The following is a 17,364-nucleotide window of genomic DNA, read 5'->3' on the forward strand; positions in this document are numbered from 1 at the left end:
CGCTGGCAATGAATGCAATGCATCACTTGATATTGGCTTTGATCGCCGCGATTGCGTCTTCCTGGCTGTATTCGTGGGTGGCGACGCCGCCCTCCTTGATTTTCGGCAGCTCGGTCTCGAAATTGTCCTGGGTAAAGGCGAGATACGGCACCAAAAGGTCATGCGGAATGTCGGTGCGGCCGTCGAGCACCTGCTGCGCCACCCAGAAGGCCAGCGACGACACGCCGGGCGCGATCGAGGCCGACCAGGTCTGGTAGCCATCCTTGTCCTTCTGCTCCTTCCACCATTTCAGCTCGTCCTGGCGGTTGCCCATGATGATGGTCGGACGCGGCTTGCCTGCGGCGGCAAAGGCTTGTGCCGCGCCATAACCGTCACCGCCCTGGTCGACGATGCCGACGATGTCGGGCAACGAAGGCAGGATCGTCGCGACCGCCTTCTGCGCCGTCGTCTGGTCCCAGTCGCCGGTCACCGAACCGACGATCTTGAACTCGGGATGGGCGGCGACGCCTTCGAGGATGCCGGCATGGATGGCATCGTCGATCGAGGTGCCGGCAAGGCCGCGGATTTCCAGCAAATTGCCGCCCTTGGGCTGGAACTTGGCCATCTGCTCGACTTCCTGCTTGCCCATGTCCTTGAAGTCGACGACGACGCGGTAGGCGCAAGGTTCGGTGACCGTCCCGTCGAAGGAGACGACGACGATGCCGGCATCGCAGGCCTGCTTGATGGCGCCGTTCAGCGCATCCGGCGATGCGGCATTGATGACGATGGCGTCATAACCCTGCAGGATCAGGTTCTGCACCTGGGCAGCCTGGGTCGGCACTTCCTTGTCGGCGGTGGTGAAGATGTCGGCGGCGCCGACGATCTTATCCTCCACCGCCTTCTTGGTGACGATGCCGTAGCTGTCGAGCATCGCCTGGCGCCACGAATTGCCGGCGTAATTGTTGGAGAAGGCGATCTTCTTGCCGCTGGTGTCGGCAAGCGCCGTGCCCGAGGCGAGCATCGCCGCCAGAGCGCTCAGGACGAGCAGTGTCTTCATGTCATAATCCTCCCATGGATTGTCGGCCCCGCCGACTGTTGCAGATGGTTTTGGCGTTGTCTGCCTGTTTTTTATCTATTGTCAGACAAATTCAGATACGCCCGCTTGTCAACTGCGATCGATCACGCTTGGACGATCAACTTCAGGTGCGGCGGTTGAAAAGCCTTCGCGTGCTGGTCTAGGGAAGGGTCCAGGAGACCATGCATGGCAGCGATGCCGCCGACCCTTCCCCCCAGTGCACCCAAAAGAATGGGCGCCCCCGGAATTCCGGCGCGCTGGACGTCAAGCGCCAAGAGCGGCGTAGGTGCCGCGCTTTCGCCGGCGAGCCGCGTCTGGTTCACGCTCAGCCATGGCATCGTCAACGAGGTCTATTATCCCGGCCTCGACAGCGCCTGCACGCGCGACATGGGACTGCTGGTCACCGGTCCCGGCGGCTGGTTCTCCGAGGAGAAGCGTGACGCCACGCATGCCATCGAGCCGTTCGAGGACGGCGTGCCCGCCTACCGGCTGGTCAACGCGACGGCGCGTTACCGGATCGAAAAGCGCATCCTGGCGGATCCGGCGCGCCCGGCCCTGCTGCAGGAAATCAGCTTCACGGCACTCGAGGGCGTGGCCACGGACTACCGCGTCTACGCCCTGCTGGCGCCGCATCTGGTCAATGCCGGCATGGGCAACACCGCCTGGATCGGCGTGCACAAGGGCAAGCCGATGCTGTTTGCGTCCGGGCACGGCGCCTGCTTGGCGCTTGCCTCCTCGCTGCCCTGGGGCGACTGCTCGGCCGGCTATGCAGGCTTTTCCGACGGCTGGCAGCAACTCAGCCGCGCCGGCCGGCTCGATCCGACCTGCCAAAGGGCGGAGGACGGCAATGTCGCGCTGACCGGCGAGATCGGCTTTTCCTTACGCAACAGCAAAGCCTTGCTTGCGCTTGGGTTTGGGGCAACGCCGGATGAAGCGGCCGAAAACGCCGCCGCCAGCCTGAAACGCGGTTTTGAGCCGGCGGCAAAGGCCTATGTCGCGAAATGGCGGAAATGGCAGGCAGGCCTGACGCCGCTCGACCACCATGATGCATCCGGCCTCAACACCTACCGCGTCAGCACAGCGGTGCTGGCGACGCACCTGTCGCTGGCGAGGCCCGGCGCGGCCGTTGCCAGCCTGTCGATCCCGTGGGGAGCGAGCAAGGGCGACGACGACCTTGGCGGCTATCATCTGGTCTGGCCGCGCGACCTTGTGGAAACCGCGGGCGGCTTGCTCGCCGCCGGCGATCCGGCGCAGGCGCTTGAGATCCTCGCCTATCTCCGTTCCATCCAGCAGCCGGACGGCCACTGGCCACAAAATGTGTGGCTCGACGGCTCGCTCTATTGGCCGGGCATCCAGATGGACGAATGCGCCTTCCCACTGCTGCTTGCCGATGCGCTGCACCGCGCCGGCCACCTGCCGCGCGCCAAGCTCGCCGCCTTCATGCCGATGGTCGAGAAAGCAGCGTCCTATGTCGTGCGCAATGGTCCCGTCACCGGGCAGGACCGCTGGGAAGAGGATGCCGGCTACAGCCCATTCACGCTCGCCGTCGAAATATCGGCACTGCTTGGCGCCGCCGATCTGTTCGACGTTGACGGCAAACCGGAGCCGGCTAACTATTTGCGCGAGGTCGCGGATTGCTGGAACGACCAGATCGAGCGCTGGACCTATGTCAGCGGCACACCGGCGTGCCACGAGGCTGGCGTCGACGGCTACTACATCCGCATCGCGCCGGCCGACGGTTCAGGCGCCGCATCGCCGAAGGACGGCTTCGTACCGATCAAGAACCGTCCGCCGGGCGATACCGACAAGCCGGCCGAAGCGATTGTCAGCCCGGACGCGCTGGCGCTAGTCCGCTTCGGCCTCAGGGCCGCGGACGATCCGCGCATCGTCGGCACGGTCAAGATCATCGACGCGCAACTGCGCTGCGACCTGCCGCAAGGGCCTCTATGGTACCGCTACACCAGCGACGGTTATGGCGAACACGCCGACGGCGCCCCCTTCGACGGCAACGGCCAGGGCCGACCCTGGCCGTTGCTGGCCGGCGAACGCGCCCACTACGAGCTGGCCGCCGGTAACAAGGACAAGGCGGCAAGCCTGCTCAGGACATTCGAGGCTTCGGCTGGTGTGGGCGGTCTGCTGCCGGAACAGGTCTGGGACGGCGCCGACATACCGGAGCGCGAATTGTGGCTGGGCAGGCCGTCGGGCAGCGCCATGCCGCTGGTCTGGGCGCATTCGGAACACATCAAGCTGTTGCGCTCGCTCCGCGACGGCGCCGTCTTCGACATGCCGCCGCAAGGCGTCAAGCGCTATGTCAGGGACAAGACCGGCTCGCCGCTGAGGATATGGCGCTTCAACAACAGGCTGCGCACCCTGGAAGCCGGCAAGACGCTGCGGGTTGAACTGCTGCAGCCGGCACTGATCCGCTGGAGCGGCGACCAGTGGCAGACCAGCCATGAAATCAACACGTCCGTGAATGTCTTTGGCGTCCATCTGGCGGATCTGCCGGTGGCCGATATTCCGCGAGGTAATACGATCGTCTTCACTTTTTTCTGGCCCGACGGCGGCCGTTGGGAGAATGTCGACTTCACCGTCGGCATTGAGAACTAACTCGCCCACAATTTTCTTTCCTCAAGCGACTAGGACAAGACCATGCAGATCGGAATGATGGGACTGGGCAGGATGGGCGCCAACATGGTGCGCCGCCTGATGCGCGACGGCCATGAATGCGTCGTCTACGACATCAACCCGGCAAGCGTTGCCGCCCTGGTTGCCGATGGCGCCATCGGCGCCGCCTCCATGGAAGAGTTCGTCGGCAAGCTGTCCAAGCCGCGTAGCGCCTGGCTGATGCTGCCGGCGGCGATCACCGGCAGGATCGCCGACCAGATGGCAGCATTGATGGAGCCCGGCGATATCATCATCGACGGCGGCAATTCCTATTATCACGACGCTGTCGACCAGGCGGCCGAGCTCGCGGCCAAGGGCCTGCACTATGTCGATGTCGGCACCAGCGGCGGCGTCTGGGGCTTGGAGCGCGGCTATTGCCTGATGATCGGTGGCCCCGACACGGCGGTCAAACACCTCGACCCGATCTTCGCCACGCTGGCGCCCGGCGCCGATGTCGGCGCCACGCCCGACAAGGCGGGTGGAACCGCACCCTTTGGCTACCTGCATTGCGGACCGAGCGGCGCCGGCCATTTCGTCAAGATGATCCATAACGGCATCGAGTATGGCGTCATGGCCGCCTATGCCGAAGGCATGAACATTTTGAAATCGGCAAATGCCGGCAAAAGACAGCGCACGGCGGACGCCGAGACCAGCCCTTTGGAAAACCCGCAATACTATCAGTTCGACATCGACCTGCCGCAAGTGGCCGAGGTCTGGCGCCATGGCAGTGTGATCGGCTCGTGGCTGCTCGACCTCACCGCCGGCGCACTGAAGAGCGACCCGGCATTGGCCCAGTTCGGCGGCCGCGTCTCCGATTCCGGCGAAGGACGCTGGACGCTGAAGGCGGCGATCGACACCGGCGTGCCGGCGCCGGTTCTGTCCTCGGCTTTGTTCGACCGCTTCTCCTCGCAGGGCGAATCCGAATTCGCCGACAAGCTGCTGTCGGCCATGCGCTATGCCTTTGGCGGCCATGTCGAAAAGCCGAAGGCCGGCAAGTGAAGGCCGCAGGGGAGACGCGCAAGATGAGCCCGGAACGGTCCGACACGCTGGTGCTCTTCGGAGCAACCGGCGACCTTGCCCACAAGAAGATATTTCCGGCCCTCTACCAGATGGTAGCCAAGGGGACGCTGACCGAGCCGGTGATCGGCGTCGCCTTCGATGCCTGGGACATCAACCAATTGCAGGCGCGGGCCCGCGACGGCATCGTCAACGCTCTCGGCAAGATCGACGAAAAGATCTTCGCCAAATTCGCCAGTCTGCTGCGCTATGTCAGCGGCGACTACCGCGACGGCGCGACCTTCGAGAAGCTGAAGACGGCGCTCGGCTCGGCGCAGCGGCCTCTGCACTATATGGCGGTGCCGCCGACCATGTTCGAGACCGTCGTCCAGGGGCTGGAGCAATCCGGTACCGCGCATGGCGCGCGGCTGATGGTGGAAAAGCCGTTCGGCCACGATCTCCAATCGGCGCGCTGGCTGAATCGCGTGCTGCATCTGGTGTTCGAAGAGCAGTCGATCTTCCGCATCGACCACTATCTCGGCAAGGAGGCGATCCAGAACCTGCTCTATTTCCGCTTTGCCAATTCCTTTCTCGAGCCGATCTGGAACCGCAACTTCGTCGAAAGCGTACAGATCACCATGGCCGAGGACTTCGGCGTTGAAGGCCGTGGCAAATTCTATGACGATGTCGGCGCTATCCGCGACGTGATCGAGAACCATCTGCTCAACATCCTTTTGCTGCTCGCCATGGAACCGCCGGTCGGCCGCTCGGCCGACGATCTGATCGACGAGAAGGTGCAGGTGCTGCGCGCCATCCGCACGCTGACCAAGGACGACGTCGTGCGCGGCCAGTTCACCGGCTACCTCGCTGAACCCGGCGTGAAGCCGAACTCGCCGGTCGAAACCTTTGCCGCGGTGCGCTTCATGGTCGACACCTGGCGCTGGCAGGACGTGCCCTTCTTCATCCGCACCGGCAAGAACATGCCGGTGCATGTGACCGAAGTGATCGTGCGGCTGAAGCGGCCGCCGCTCGACGTCTTCGATCCGATCAAGCCCAGCGACGCCAATTACGTGCGCTTCCGCATCGACCCGCAGGTGGCGATCTCGATCGGCGCGCAGCGCAAGGCGCCCGGCGACGACATGGTCGGCGAGCAGGTCGAGCTCACCGCGCTGGACGATTCGAAGGGCGACATGCCGCCCTATGAGCGGCTGATCGGCGATGCCATGAACGGCAATGGCCAATTGTTCACCCGCCAGGATGCCAGCGAGCTTGCCTGGCGCATCGTCGGCCCGGTGCTGGGCGACACCACGCCGCCGCATATGTATGACCCGAAGACCTGGGGGCCTGCCGACGCCATGGCCAGCTTCGGGCCGCCCAACGGCTGGATCAATCCGAGTTGAGCAATTCCAGGAAAAGTGCGAGCGGTCTTTCCGTCCGAAATTGGGTAAAAACAAAGAGTTGGAGCATTCCCCCGTTTCCCTGAAACGCGGGAATGCGCCAAGTGAGCGGAGGAAACGACATGGCCAAGGCAGCCAGGCCCGCGAAGGCCAAGGCCGAACCGATCGTGCTGACGATCGATGTCGGCGGCTCGCATGTGAAAATCCTCACCAGCGCAGGCGGCGAGATGCGCCGCGCCGATTCCGGACCGGACCTGACGCCGCAGCAGATGGTCGCCACGGTGAAGACGCTGGCCGAAGGGCTGGCCTATGACCTGATCTCGATGGGCTATCCCGGCCCGGTCAGGCACAACAGGCCTTCGCTCGATCCCGCCAATCTCGGCAAGGGCTGGGACGGCTACGATTTTGCTGCCGCCTTCGGCAAGCCGGTCAAGGTCGTCAACGACGCGCTGCTGCAGGCGATCGGCAGCTACGATGGCGGGCGCATGCTGTTCCTCGGCCTCGGCACCGGCCTGGGCGCGGCGATGATCCTCAACAATGTCGGCCAGCCGATGGAACTGGCGCATCTGCCGTACCGCAAGGGCGGCAGTTTCGAAGATTATGTCGGCGAGCGCGGCCTGGAGAAATACGGCAAGAAAAAATGGCGCAAATACGTTTTCGACGTCGTGGGGCGGCTGCGTGCGGCGCTGCAGCCGGATTATGTCGTCATCGGCGGCGGCAATGTCGACAGACTGGATGAATTGCCCGCCACATCCAGGCGCGGCGACAATACGCGCGCTTTCGAGGGCGGTTTTCGACTATGGCGCGACAAGGCGCTGATCGTCTGATAGTATTAAAATTCAGTATAGTTGTTCAAAATGACGTGTGGCGCGATACGAAGTCATTGCGTTACGCAGATTTGGCGATTAGATCGGTGGCACCGGATGGAATCATCTGGCGCAACCGCACATATGCGGCAAGACAAATGACTAGAGCGGATTTCCGGCTCCGCTGGGACCACTCTGGGAGTTTCCGCCACCCCCCTAGCGACGGAGAGATAAATTGGCCGACGACAGCAACGACTCTGACAAGGACATCGACCTGCTCGAGCTTACCGCCCATATCGTGTCCGCTTACGTCGAGAAGAACCGCTTGCCCGTTGCCGGCCTGAGCGATCTCATCGCCAGCGTTGCGGCGTCGATCGGCGGGCTCAGCCAGCCGCCGGCCCCAGTGGCGGCGCCGCAGATCCCGGCCGTCAATCCCAAGCGGTCGGTGACGCCGGATTACATCATCTGCCTCGAGGACGGCAAAAAATTCAAATCGCTGAAGCGCCATCTCGGCGTCCATTTCAACCTGACGCCGGAAGCCTATCGTACCAAATGGGCCCTGCCGGCCGACTATCCGATGGTTGCCCCCAACTACGCGGCGTCGCGCTCCGAGCTGGCCAAGTCGATCGGCCTCGGCCGCAAGGCCGCAGTTGCCGCGCCGGCGAAAGCCAAGGGCCGGAAGGCCAAAGTTCCGGCCTGAGTGGGATCAGCGCCTCGGCCCTGAGCCAATCGTTTGGACGACTGGAACAGAAGCCTGCCGGCGAATGAGCCTTGGCAGGCTTCGTGCTTTTATGGCTTGTACCTCTGAGTGTCAGGACTTTGGGGGAGCAGCCATGAACTACGCCAGAATGGTGATCGAGAAAGAGGCGCCGGAGGAATACGGCTACGATCGCATTCGGTTCAATCTCTCCGAAAGCTCGATCGCCGATCAGAAACTCTCCGACGTCGGCCTGTCGCTGCCGGATCTCACGCTGTTCTACGGCGAGCATCGCGGCGACAAGGAGTTGCGGGCGCTGATCGCGGCGCAGGATTCCGGCATTTCGCCTGACGATGTTCTTGTGACCGCCGGTGCGGCGGGCGCGCTCTTCATCATTTCGACCTCGCTTCTGTCGGAGCGCGACCACCTTGTCGTCGTCCGGCCGAACTACGCCACCAACATCGAGACCCCCAAGGCGATCGGCTGCGCCATTTCCTATGTCGATCTCGATTTCGACGCAGGCTTTGCCATCGATTTCGGCCGCGTCGCCGCCAGCATGCAACCGAACACCAAGCTGATCAGCGTCACCTGCCCGCACAACCCGACCGGCACGATGATGGGCCGGGCCGATCTCGACGCGCTGATTGCGCTGGCCGAAGCGAGCGGCTGCCATCTGCTGGTCGACGAGACCTATCGCGACCTCTCCTATGGACAGCGCCTGCCGGCGGCGGCTTCTCTCAGCCCCAAAGCGATCAGCGTCTCGTCGCTGTCGAAAGCCTTCGGCATTCCCGGCATCCGCATTGGCTGGCTGATCACCAGCGATGCCGAACTGCAGGAGCGCTTCCTCGCCGCCAAGGAGCAGATCGGCATTTGCGGCAGCGTCATCGACGAAGGCATTGCGCGCGGCATGCTGGGGCGCCGCGACGCTTTCTTGGGCGCGCTGCTGCCCGAGATGGCGAAACGCCGCGACATCGTGCAAGCCTGGATCGACCGCGAGCCGCTGGTCGACTGGGTGCGGCCACAAGGCGGCGTCGTCGGATTTCCAAGGCTCGTTGTCAGTCCAGACTTCGACCTCGACCGTTTCTACGTCAATCTCTTGGAAAACCACGGCACCTATGTCGGTCCCGGCCAGAGGTTTGATATGCCCAAGCGCTTCTTCCGCGTCGGTTTCGGCTGGCCGAAAGAGGCGGAATTACAGGGCGGCCTCGACGCCATTTCCGCCGCGCTGAGGCAGTAACGTCCGCGTGCAATCGGGCGAGCGGCTTGAAAACCGCTTGATCCGGGCCCGATTTTCACGCATACGCGCCCCGAACTTTGATAAGTTTCATTGGCCGGAACAGCGCCCATTTCCGGGAAGTGCCCCGCCGGCCAATGCAAGCAACGGGGCCTGTATCCATGACATCCCATTCCCATACACCGCCTGACCGGCGTTACGCCGCCTTCCGCCATCGCTCCTTCCTGAGCTATTGGGCGGCGCGTTTCCTGACCACCTTCGCCACCATGATCGTGTCCGTCGCCGTCGGCTGGCAGATCTATGATCTGACGCGCGATCCCTTCGATCTCGGCATTGTCGGCATCGTCCAGTTCCTGCCGTCGCTGCTGCTGGTGCTGGTCACCGGCGTTGTCGCCGACCGTTTCGGCCGCCGCCTGATCATGGCGCTGGCGACGGTAGTCGAGGCAGGTTGTGCGCTTGTCCTGTTGTACTTCACGCTGCGCGGTCTCGTCAGCCCGCTGCCGATCTTCATCGTGCTGGCTATGTTCGGCCTGGCGCGCGCTTTTTATGGGCCGGCCTCGTCGTCGCTGTTCGCCAACCTTGTTCCGCCGGAAGATTTCGGCAATGCGATCGCCTGGAACTCGTCCGCCTGGCAAACGGCGACCATTGTCGGCCCGGTCGCCGGCGGCCTGCTCTATGGCGTCTCGGCCGAAGCCGCTTACGCCGTTGCCTCCGTGCTGATGCTGGTGGCCGGTCTGCTGATCTTCACCATTCCGAAACCGGCCCAGCAGAGCGCCACCGACAAGCCGACGATGGAGACGCTGTTTGCCGGCTTCCGATACATCTGGAGCGAGAAGATCGTCCTGGGCGCCATCTCGCTCGACCTCTTCGCCGTGCTTCTGTCCGGTGCCTCGGCGCTGCTGCCGGTCTATGCCCGCGATATTCTGGAACTCGGCCCGTGGGGCCTCGGCCTGCTGCGCTCGGCGCCCGGCATCGGCGCCATCTGTGTCGCGGTCTGGCTTGCCGGGCACCCGCTGCGCGACAGTGCCGGCAAGATCATGCTCGGCTTCGTCGCCGGGTTCGGCGCCTTCACCGTGCTGTTCGGCGTCTCGACCATCACCTGGCTGTCGATCCTGGCCCTTGCCGGCCTCGGCGCCACCGACATGTTCAGCGTCTATATCAGGGAGACGCTGATCCAGCTGTGGACACCCGACGAGGTGCGCGGCCGCGTCAACGCCGTCAACCAGGTCTTCGTCGGCGCCTCCAACGAAGTCGGCGAGTTCCGCGCCGGCACCATGGCGGCGCTGATCGGCACCGTGCCGGCGGTGGTGATCGGCGGCGTCGGTGCGATTGCCGTCGCCGGACTGTGGGCGGTGCTGTTTCCGCAACTGCGAAGGGTGCGGCATCTCAACAGCCGCAACTGATCGAGTAAGCCGCAGGATCCGGCGCTCGGTCCAAATCAGCTTGCGCCGATGACGGCTGAGATGGGCCGGAAGCGGATGGGCCGGTTCTGGGCGAACTAGCCAGAAGGCGGGGCAGCCACAGGGTGGACATTTCAGTCCATATGGAAAATGATTATGTTGCCATGCACAATACTGCAGTGCTCTGGTCTCGACGAGAAACCTTAAATATAGAAGAGAACCACCCGACCTCCGGGTCCAGCTAGCGGGGACGCAAATGGACACTTCAGGGAATCGGCAATCGCATCGCGACGCAAGCGGGCGACCCAGCCGATCGGTCGGCTGGCTGGCCCGCTCCGCCGTCCCAGTGGCATTCCTGCTCGGCATGGCTTTCAGCAGCAACGCGTTTGCGCAGGACCAGCAACTGCCGGTGGTGACGGCGGCCAAGCCGGTGGTGCGTGAAATCGTCGAAGACGACGAGTTCGTCGGGCGCTTCGAAGCCGTCGACGAGGTCGCCATCCGTTCGCGCGTCAGCGGCTATCTGGACAAGATCAGCTTCCAGGACGGCGCACTGGTCAACAAGGGCGACCTGCTCTTCACCATCGACCAGCGTCCGTACCAGGCGGCCTACGATGCCGCCAAGTCGCAAGTAGACGTCGCCAAGTCCCTGCTCGAATTCTCCAAGATGCAGCTGGATCGCGCCGATGAACTCGCCAAGACCGGCAATATCTCGGCCGCGACGGTCGACGACCGTCGGCGGGAATACCTTTCGGCGCAGGCGCAGATGCAAGGCGCGACGGCTGCGCTGACGACGGCCAACCTGAACCTGGAGTTCACCGAGATCAAGGCGCCCTTGTCCGGCCGCATCGACCGCCGGCTGGTGTCGGTCGGCAACCTCGTGCAGCCGGATTCCACCTTGCTGACGACTATCGTCACACGCGATCCGATCGACTTCTATTTCGACGTCGATGAGCGCCTGTATTTGAGCTACGCCCGCGACGCGAAGGAGCGCGGCGGCAGCATGCAGGAAGGCGCCGGCGGGCTCGAGGTGGTGGTTCGCGTCGCCGACCGCGCGGAGGCGGTATTCAAGGGCAAGCTCGATTTTGCCGAGAACCGGATCGACAACGCGACCGGCACCATGCGGGTGCGTGCAAGGTTTGCCAACGCCGACGGCGTTCTCCAGCCAGGCATGTTCGGGCGCATCAACGTGCCGGGGTCGCTGCCGCATAGCGGCGTCCTGGTGCCCGACGAGGCGGTCGGCGCCGATCAGGATCGCCGCATCGTGTACCTGGTGGATGAGGCCGGGATGGTGTCGGCGAAGCCCGTGCGCACCGGCCCGCTTCTCGACGGCTACCGGGTGATCCGCGCGGGCCTGACCGGCGACGAGACGATCATCGTCAACGGGCTGATGCACGCCAGGCCCGGCACCAAGGTGAAAGTCGAGATGGTGACGTTGCCGCCCAAGGTCGAGACCGCCGGGTTGCAGCAATGAGGTTCGCCCATTTCTTCGTCGACCGTCCGATCTTCGCATCGGTGGTTTCGATCGTCCTCCTGATCCTCGGCGGGATTGCTTATACCCAGCTGCCGATCGCGCAATATCCCGAGATCGCGCCGCCGACCATCGTCGTTCGCGCCCAGTACCCGGGCGCCGACGCCGAGACGGTCGCAGCGACGGTGGCAACGCCGATCGAGCAGGAGATCAACGGCGTCGAGGGCATGCTTTACATGTCGTCCTATTCGTCCGGCGACGGGGCGATGGCGCTGACCATCACCTTCAAGCTAGGCACCGATCTCGACCAGGCGCAGGTGCTGGTACAGAACCGCGTGTCGGTCGCCGAGCCGCGCCTGCCCGAAGAAGTCCGCCGCCTCGGCATCACCACCATCAAGAGCTCGCCCGACCTGATGATGGTCGTGCACATGCTGTCGCCCGACAATACCTACGACCAGCTCTACGTCTCGAACTACGCCCGCTCGCGGGTGCGCGACATACTGCTCAGGTTGGACGGCGTCGGCGACCTCATCATCTTTGGCGAACGCGAATATTCGCTGCGCATCTGGCTCGATCCGGAAAAACTGTCCGCCCTGGGGATGACCTCGGGCGATGTGGTGCAGGCGCTGCGCGACCAGAACGTCCAGGTGTCGGGCGGCTCCATCGGCGCGCCGCCGACCAATACCGGCACGGCGTTCCAGTACACCGTCACCACGCAAGGCCGCTTCAACGACGCACGGGACTTCCGATACGTGATCGTCAAATCGGCCGAAGACGGCCGCCTGATCCAGCTGCAGGACGTGGCGCGCATCGAGCTCGGCGCCAAGGATTACGTCACCAACTCCTATCTCAACGGCAAACCGGCGGTGGCGCTCGCCATCTTCCAGCGGCCAGGCACCAATGCGCTCGCCGCAGCCGCGGAGATCCAGGACAAGATGAAGGAGCTTTCCCAGGACTTCCCGAAGGGATTGAGCTACGACATCGTCTACAATCCGACCGAGTTCGTCGCCGAGTCGATCCAGGAGGTCTACAAGACGATCCTCGAGGCGATGGTTCTGGTCATCATCGTCATCATCGTCTTCCTGCAATCGTGGCGCATGGCGATCGTGCCGATCGTGGCGATCCCCGTGTCGCTGATCGGCACGCTGGCGGTGCTTTACGCCGCCGGCTTCTCCCTCAACATGCTGACGCTGTTCGGCCTCGTGCTGGCCATCGGCATCGTCGTCGACGATGCGATCGTCGTGGTCGAGAACGTCGAGCGAAATATCGCCAGCGGGCTGGCGCCCAATCCGGCGTCGCATCTGACCATGGACGAAGTCGGAACGGCGGTCATCGCGATCTCGCTGGTGCTGATAGCGGTGTTCGTGCCGACAGCCTTCATTCCCGGCATTTCCGGGCAGTTCTACCTGCAGTTTGCGATCACCATCGCGGTGTCGACGGCGATCTCGGCATTCAATTCGCTGACGCTCTCGCCGGCCTTGGCCGCGCTGCTGTTCAAGCCGCACCACACTGCTGCGGCGCCGCCGCGCTTTTTCCTGGCGCGGTTCGGACGGGCGCTCGCCGACGGCTTCAATCGCGGCTTCGACAAGGTCGCCCATTGGTATTCGAGCATCGTGCGCGTGTTGGTCGGCTCGCGGATAGCGATCGCCGCCACGCTGGCCGTTTTCGCGGCCCTCATCTACGCCACGGTCTATATGGTCCAGACGGTGCCGCGCGGTTTCATTCCGTCGCTCGACCAGGGCTATGCGATCGTCGTCGTCCAGTTGCCGGACGGCGCCTCGCTATCGCGGACCGATGCCGTCATCCAGCAGGCGTCGCAGATCATCCAGAAAACGCCGGGCGTCGACTACGCGGTCGCCTTCGCCGGCTTCTCCGGTGCCACCTTTACCAATGCCAGCAACGCGGGCGTGATCTTCGCCAGGTTCAAGCCGTTTGACGAGCGACTGGAAGCCGGCCAGTCCGCGACCCAGGTCATCGGCAATTTGTTCGGCAGCCTGCAAAGCATTAAGGAAGCCTTCATTATCGCACTGCCGCCGCCGCCGATCCGCGGCGTCGGCAATGCCGGCGGCTTCAAGCTGCAGATCCAGGAGCGCAACAGCGCCGACATGCGGCAGATCCTGGCGCTTGCCTATGAAATTGCCGGCAAGGCCAACAAGACGGCGGGGCTGACCGGCGTGTTCACCACCTTCTCCGCGTCCAGCCCGCAATTCTTCCTGGCGATCGATCGCGACAAGGCGCGCATCCTGAACGTGCCGATCCCCAACATCTTCGAGACGCTGTCGATCAATCTGGGCACCGCCTACGTCAACGACTTCAACGCTTTCGGGCGCGTCTACCAGGTGCGCGCGCAGGCCGACCAGGCGTTCCGCCTCGATCGCGCCGACATCTTGAAACTGAAGGTGCGCTCGGCGACCGGCGCGCTGGTTCCGCTGGGCACGTTGATCGAGATCCGCGACGTCACCGGCCCGGCGCTGGTCCAGCGCTACAACATGTACGTCTCCGTGCCGCTGCAGGGCAACGCCGCGCCCGGTGTTTCCACCGGCGATGCGCTTGCCAAGATGGAAGCGATCACGGCACAGACGTTGCCGGCCGGTACCTCCTACGAATGGACCGAACTCGCCTATCAGGAGCGCAACACCGGCAATGCCGCTGTCTATATCTTCGGACTGTCGGTGCTGTTCGTGTTCCTGGCGCTGGCGGCGCAATATGAAAGCTGGGTGCTGCCGTTCGCCATCGTGCTCGTGGTGCCGCTCGGCGTGCTCGCAGCGTTGCTCGGCGTGTCGTTCCGAGGGCTGGACAACAACATCCTCGTGCAGATCGGCCTCATCGTGCTGATCGGGCTTGCCGCCAAGAACGCGATCCTGATCGTCGAGTTCGCGCGGCAGGCCCAGGAACGCGGCCTGTCGGCGGCCGAGGCTGCCGTCGAAGCCTGCCGGCTCAGGCTGCGGCCGATCCTGATGACCGCCTTCTCGTTCATCCTCGGCGTCGTGCCGCTGATGATCGCGACGGGCCCGGGCGCCGAAATGCGCCAGTCGCTCGGCACCGCGGTGTTCTCCGGCATGCTCGGCGTCACCTTCGTCGGCCTGTTCCTGACGCCGGTGTTCTACGTCACGCTCAGGTCGCTGTTTTCACGGCGCAATCCGCATGCCGAGGCCGAGCCTTCGGCACCGGCAGAGGTGCCGTCCGAGACGGCCGCCGAGTAGTGTTACACGGGCAGTTCGTGGCGCTGCCGACTATTTCGTTTTGGTGTTGAATTCACGGTTTGCGGCATAGTCGATAGTGAAGGTGCCCGCAGGAGCGCGAACGCCCTGCTTTACATTGGATATGGTGACTGTCGAGGTAAGGCCCCTCTCGTCAGTCAGGGTCCATCTGCGTAGATCGAGCGATTCCCTGTCAAACACCATAGTGATATTCGAATTGCCGAAGGCCGACTTGTCGGCCAGCCTGATGATCACCTGGGCGCCATCGTCCCTGATACTTTGAGGCGATTGCCGGAAAAGTTGACCTGATTGTCGAGGAGCAGCTTGAGCGGCGTCTTCGAGAGAGCATAAAGCCGCGATGTCTTGAGCTTCTTGTTATAGACCACCAAGGATTTTCCATCTGCAATTACGCTGACCCCTGATTGGCCTGCATAGTTGAACCGGATCTTGCCCGGCCGCTGGAGGAAAAATTTTCCTTTGGTCCTTTCCGCTCTTGGGCCCGACTGGACAAAGTCCCCGGACATGGACTTTACCGATGAGAAGTGATCGGCAATCGTCTTCGCTTCTACAGGTGCGGCCAAGGCCGCGGTCGAAAGTTCGGCGTTTATCGCGACAGCGCTGACAACGGCTAACCAGAAAGCCAGCAGTCTTTTGCTGTTATATGCCATTCAGTTATCCTACCCCGAGCAGGCGCGTGATCGAAAGAGATCACGCGCCTTTGAGATCAGTAGCCGTCCGGGCACTGAGCAACGTAAACTCGACCGTTCCGACCGCGATATCTGCACTGGCCGGCTTCGCTGGCGTGCCCGATGACCGCCCCGGCCAGCGCTCCGACCGCCCCGCCAACAACCGCCCCTTTTACCGGGTCGCCGGCCACTGCTGCGCCTACAGCTGCGCCACCCAAACCACCGACGGCAGCGCCTTGTTCGGTGCGGGAGCATGCCGCGAGCGGAATGAGTAGGCTCAAAATGAGCAGCGTCTTCTTCATTGGTTCTCTCCTGGGGCCGTTATTAGCCGAAGCTTAAATGCGCCACGGAGTTTTTCGATCCATCGGAGTGTTTGGGGCGCAATCCAAATCTGCGGGAACGGGCTAAGGTCCCGGATCCATCGTACACGCCTCCCAGAGGTAAGTCGTCTTTGGGCAAGCTCGGCCGTTCAGAGTAGTTGGATTTTGCTCTATCCCTCAGTAGGCTTGCCGAAGATCAGGCTCAAAAATTCGCTCAGCCAGCGCTTGAGGTGCATATCCCAGATCAGCCGGCCGCCGAGATGGTCGCGGCCGGGCTGCGCGCCGGGCAATTCGAAACGGTGCGCGCCGCGCACCACCCAGCGCTGCATCATCAACCGGGTCAGTTCGCCATGGAACTGGATGCCCCAGGCATTGTCGCCATAGCGAAAAGCCTGGTTGGGGTAGGTTTCCGCCGTCGCCAGCAGCGTCGCATCCCTGGGCAGCGAAAAGCCTTCGCGGTGAAACTGGTAGACCATGTCGGGCCAAGGCAGCAGCTTCTTGCCGGCTTCGGTCGGCTTCAGCGGATACCAGCCGATCTCGACCAGCCCCTCGCCATGCCCCTCGACCTTGCCGCCGAGATGATTGGCCAGCATCTGCGCGCCAAGGCAGATGCCGAGGAAGGGCCGGTTCTCCTTTAGCGGAACATTGAGCCAGTTGGTCTCGCGGCGGACGAACTCATCTTCGTCATTGGCGCTCATCGGCCCGCCGAACACCACGGCGCCGGCGTGTCCCTCCAGCGTCTCCGGCAGGTTGTCGCCGAGAGGCGGCCGGCGGATGTCGAGGTCGAAACCTTCCTCGAGCAGCATGTGGCCAACCCGGCCGGGGCTCGAAGTCTCCTGATGCAGCACGATCAGGATTTTTGGTTTCGAGCTCGGTCTGGGCGGCATGGAAAGGCGGAATCCTATTCGTCGCTCGACGTTCCGCTGGCGCCGGGCGCGGCGGCCGCCGCCTTGCGGCGCGCCTCGACGCGATCCTGGCGCTCGACGCCGATTAGCTCGGCGACGCGCCAGACGGTGTTGTCCTCCAGTTCATGCAGTTCGCCGTCGGCATAGACGATTTCCCACATCAGGCCGATGAAAGCCTTGCGCGCCTCGGCGTCGAGATGGCGCTTCAAGACGCTGGTGAAGGCATAGAGGTCGATCGCCTCATTGTCGGCGCGCTCGCCGGCGGCAGCCAGTGCATCGAGCTCGTCGCCGCTGATCGAATAGCTCTGCGCCAGCACCTGCTTGAACCGCTCCCACTCGACATCCTGGCGTACGCCGTCGGCATTCATCACATGATAGAGCAAAGCCGACGCGGCGACGCGCGGATCGTCCGCATTGGCGCGAGCCCCAGCCCCCGAGGGCAGGTCTTTCAGAAAGGCCAGAACGCGTTCGAACATGGTGCTCACATCACATTATTGGAGCATGATCTTTTCCAAAAACCGGTATCCACTTTTTGGG

13 protein-coding genes and 1 pseudogene are annotated in these 17,364 nt (G+C 63.5%); 9 read left to right on the plus strand and 5 right to left on the minus strand.

Annotation, left to right across the window (positions count from 1 at the left end; translation table 11 throughout):
• Positions 1–22 precede the first annotated feature (22 nt).
• Positions 23–1,036, minus strand: a complete 1,014-nt coding sequence (locus tag NKI05_RS21530; protein ID WP_023670464.1) for an ABC transporter substrate-binding protein — start codon at positions 1,034–1,036, stop codon at positions 23–25.
• 204 nt (positions 1,037–1,240) lie between these two features.
• Here NKI05_RS21530 and NKI05_RS21535 point away from each other — a divergent pair, with 204 nt between their 5' ends.
• The 9 genes from NKI05_RS21535 to NKI05_RS21575 all read left to right on the plus strand — a co-directional run bounded on the left by NKI05_RS21535 (position 1,241) and on the right by NKI05_RS21575 (position 14,919).
• The gene (locus NKI05_RS21535) at positions 1,241–3,661 is read left to right on the plus strand and encodes a glucan 1,4-alpha-glucosidase (protein WP_502898768.1); all 2,421 of its coding nucleotides are present in this window, start codon (positions 1,241–1,243) and stop codon (positions 3,659–3,661) included.
• A 42-nt stretch (positions 3,662–3,703) separates the two neighbouring features.
• Positions 3,704–4,717, plus strand: a complete 1,014-nt coding sequence (gnd, locus tag NKI05_RS21540; RefSeq protein WP_023670467.1) for a phosphogluconate dehydrogenase (NAD(+)-dependent, decarboxylating) — start codon at positions 3,704–3,706, stop codon at positions 4,715–4,717.
• Positions 4,718–4,740: 23 nt separating this feature from the next.
• Positions 4,741–6,114 carry a glucose-6-phosphate dehydrogenase gene (zwf, locus tag NKI05_RS21545; RefSeq protein ID WP_352793117.1) on the plus strand — a complete coding sequence of 458 codons (1,374 nt, stop codon included), beginning with the start codon at positions 4,741–4,743 and terminating at the stop codon, positions 6,112–6,114.
• A gap of 119 nt (positions 6,115–6,233) precedes the next feature.
• Positions 6,234–6,938, plus strand: coding sequence for an ROK family protein (locus NKI05_RS21550; protein ID WP_023670469.1), 705 nt, complete (start codon positions 6,234–6,236; stop codon positions 6,936–6,938).
• A 214-nt stretch (positions 6,939–7,152) separates the two neighbouring features.
• The gene (locus NKI05_RS21555) at positions 7,153–7,617 is read left to right on the plus strand and encodes a Ros/MucR family transcriptional regulator (protein ID WP_023670470.1); all 465 of its coding nucleotides are present in this window, start codon (positions 7,153–7,155) and stop codon (positions 7,615–7,617) included.
• Between the two features lie 133 nt (positions 7,618–7,750).
• Positions 7,751–8,851, plus strand: coding sequence for an aminotransferase class I/II-fold pyridoxal phosphate-dependent enzyme (locus NKI05_RS21560; RefSeq protein ID WP_352793120.1), 1,101 nt, complete (start codon positions 7,751–7,753; stop codon positions 8,849–8,851).
• A gap of 158 nt (positions 8,852–9,009) precedes the next feature.
• Entirely contained in the window at positions 9,010–10,251 is a 1,242-nt protein-coding gene (locus tag NKI05_RS21565; RefSeq protein WP_023670472.1) for an MFS transporter, read from the plus strand.
• A gap of 361 nt (positions 10,252–10,612) precedes the next feature.
• Positions 10,613–11,719: an efflux RND transporter periplasmic adaptor subunit gene (locus NKI05_RS21570; protein WP_352793159.1), complete on the plus strand. Its 1,107-nt coding sequence runs from the start codon at positions 10,613–10,615 to the stop codon at positions 11,717–11,719.
• Positions 11,716–14,919 carry an efflux RND transporter permease subunit gene (locus NKI05_RS21575; protein ID WP_023815310.1) on the plus strand — a complete coding sequence of 1,068 codons (3,204 nt, stop codon included), beginning with the start codon at positions 11,716–11,718 and terminating at the stop codon, positions 14,917–14,919. Before NKI05_RS21570 ends, NKI05_RS21575 begins: the two co-directional genes overlap by 4 nt.
• Positions 14,920–14,949: 30 nt before the next feature.
• Here the strand turns inward: NKI05_RS21575 and NKI05_RS21580 are convergent.
• The 4 genes and pseudogenes from NKI05_RS21580 to NKI05_RS21595 all read right to left on the minus strand — a co-directional run bounded on the left by NKI05_RS21580 (position 14,950) and on the right by NKI05_RS21595 (position 17,303).
• Positions 14,950–15,584: pseudogene (locus NKI05_RS21580) on the minus strand (LolA family protein).
• A gap of 56 nt (positions 15,585–15,640) precedes the next feature.
• Positions 15,641–15,904: a YMGG-like glycine zipper-containing protein gene (locus NKI05_RS21585; protein ID WP_023670477.1), complete on the minus strand. Its 264-nt coding sequence runs from the start codon at positions 15,902–15,904 to the stop codon at positions 15,641–15,643.
• Between the two features lie 188 nt (positions 15,905–16,092).
• Positions 16,093–16,809 carry a glutamine amidotransferase gene (locus NKI05_RS21590; RefSeq protein WP_023670478.1) on the minus strand — a complete coding sequence of 239 codons (717 nt, stop codon included), beginning with the start codon at positions 16,807–16,809 and terminating at the stop codon, positions 16,093–16,095.
• 14 nt (positions 16,810–16,823) lie between these two features.
• The gene (locus tag NKI05_RS21595) at positions 16,824–17,303 is read right to left on the minus strand and encodes a tellurite resistance TerB family protein (RefSeq protein ID WP_023702389.1); all 480 of its coding nucleotides are present in this window, start codon (positions 17,301–17,303) and stop codon (positions 16,824–16,826) included.
• Between the last annotated feature and the right edge of the window lie 61 nt (positions 17,304–17,364).

The sequence above is a fragment of the Mesorhizobium sp. M0771 genome (assembly GCF_040320155.1).
Lineage (GTDB): Bacteria > Pseudomonadota > Alphaproteobacteria > Rhizobiales > Rhizobiaceae > Mesorhizobium.

Excerpts from the sequence above, each read along its gene's own strand:
- NKI05_RS21550 (WP_023670469.1), top strand. The coding sequence starts at position 6,234 with ATGGCCAAGGCAGCCAGGCCCGCGAAGGCCAAGGCCGAACCGATCGTG.
- NKI05_RS21595 (WP_023702389.1), bottom strand. The coding sequence starts at position 17,303 with ATGTTCGAACGCGTTCTGGCCTTTCTGAAAGACCTGCCCTCGGGGGCT.
- NKI05_RS21565 (WP_023670472.1), top strand. The coding sequence starts at position 9,010 with ATGACATCCCATTCCCATACACCGCCTGACCGGCGTTACGCCGCCTTC.
- NKI05_RS21575 (WP_023815310.1), top strand. The coding sequence starts at position 11,716 with ATGAGGTTCGCCCATTTCTTCGTCGACCGTCCGATCTTCGCATCGGTG.
- NKI05_RS21560 (WP_352793120.1), top strand. The coding sequence starts at position 7,751 with ATGAACTACGCCAGAATGGTGATCGAGAAAGAGGCGCCGGAGGAATAC.
- NKI05_RS21535 (WP_502898768.1), top strand. The coding sequence starts at position 1,241 with ATGGCAGCGATGCCGCCGACCCTTCCCCCCAGTGCACCCAAAAGAATG.
- NKI05_RS21570 (WP_352793159.1), top strand. The coding sequence starts at position 10,613 with ATGGCTTTCAGCAGCAACGCGTTTGCGCAGGACCAGCAACTGCCGGTG.
- gnd (WP_023670467.1), top strand. The coding sequence starts at position 3,704 with ATGCAGATCGGAATGATGGGACTGGGCAGGATGGGCGCCAACATGGTG.
- zwf (WP_352793117.1), top strand. The coding sequence starts at position 4,741 with ATGAGCCCGGAACGGTCCGACACGCTGGTGCTCTTCGGAGCAACCGGC.
- NKI05_RS21530 (WP_023670464.1), bottom strand. The coding sequence starts at position 1,036 with ATGAAGACACTGCTCGTCCTGAGCGCTCTGGCGGCGATGCTCGCCTCG.
- NKI05_RS21590 (WP_023670478.1), bottom strand. The coding sequence starts at position 16,809 with ATGCCGCCCAGACCGAGCTCGAAACCAAAAATCCTGATCGTGCTGCAT.
- NKI05_RS21585 (WP_023670477.1), bottom strand. The coding sequence starts at position 15,904 with ATGAAGAAGACGCTGCTCATTTTGAGCCTACTCATTCCGCTCGCGGCA.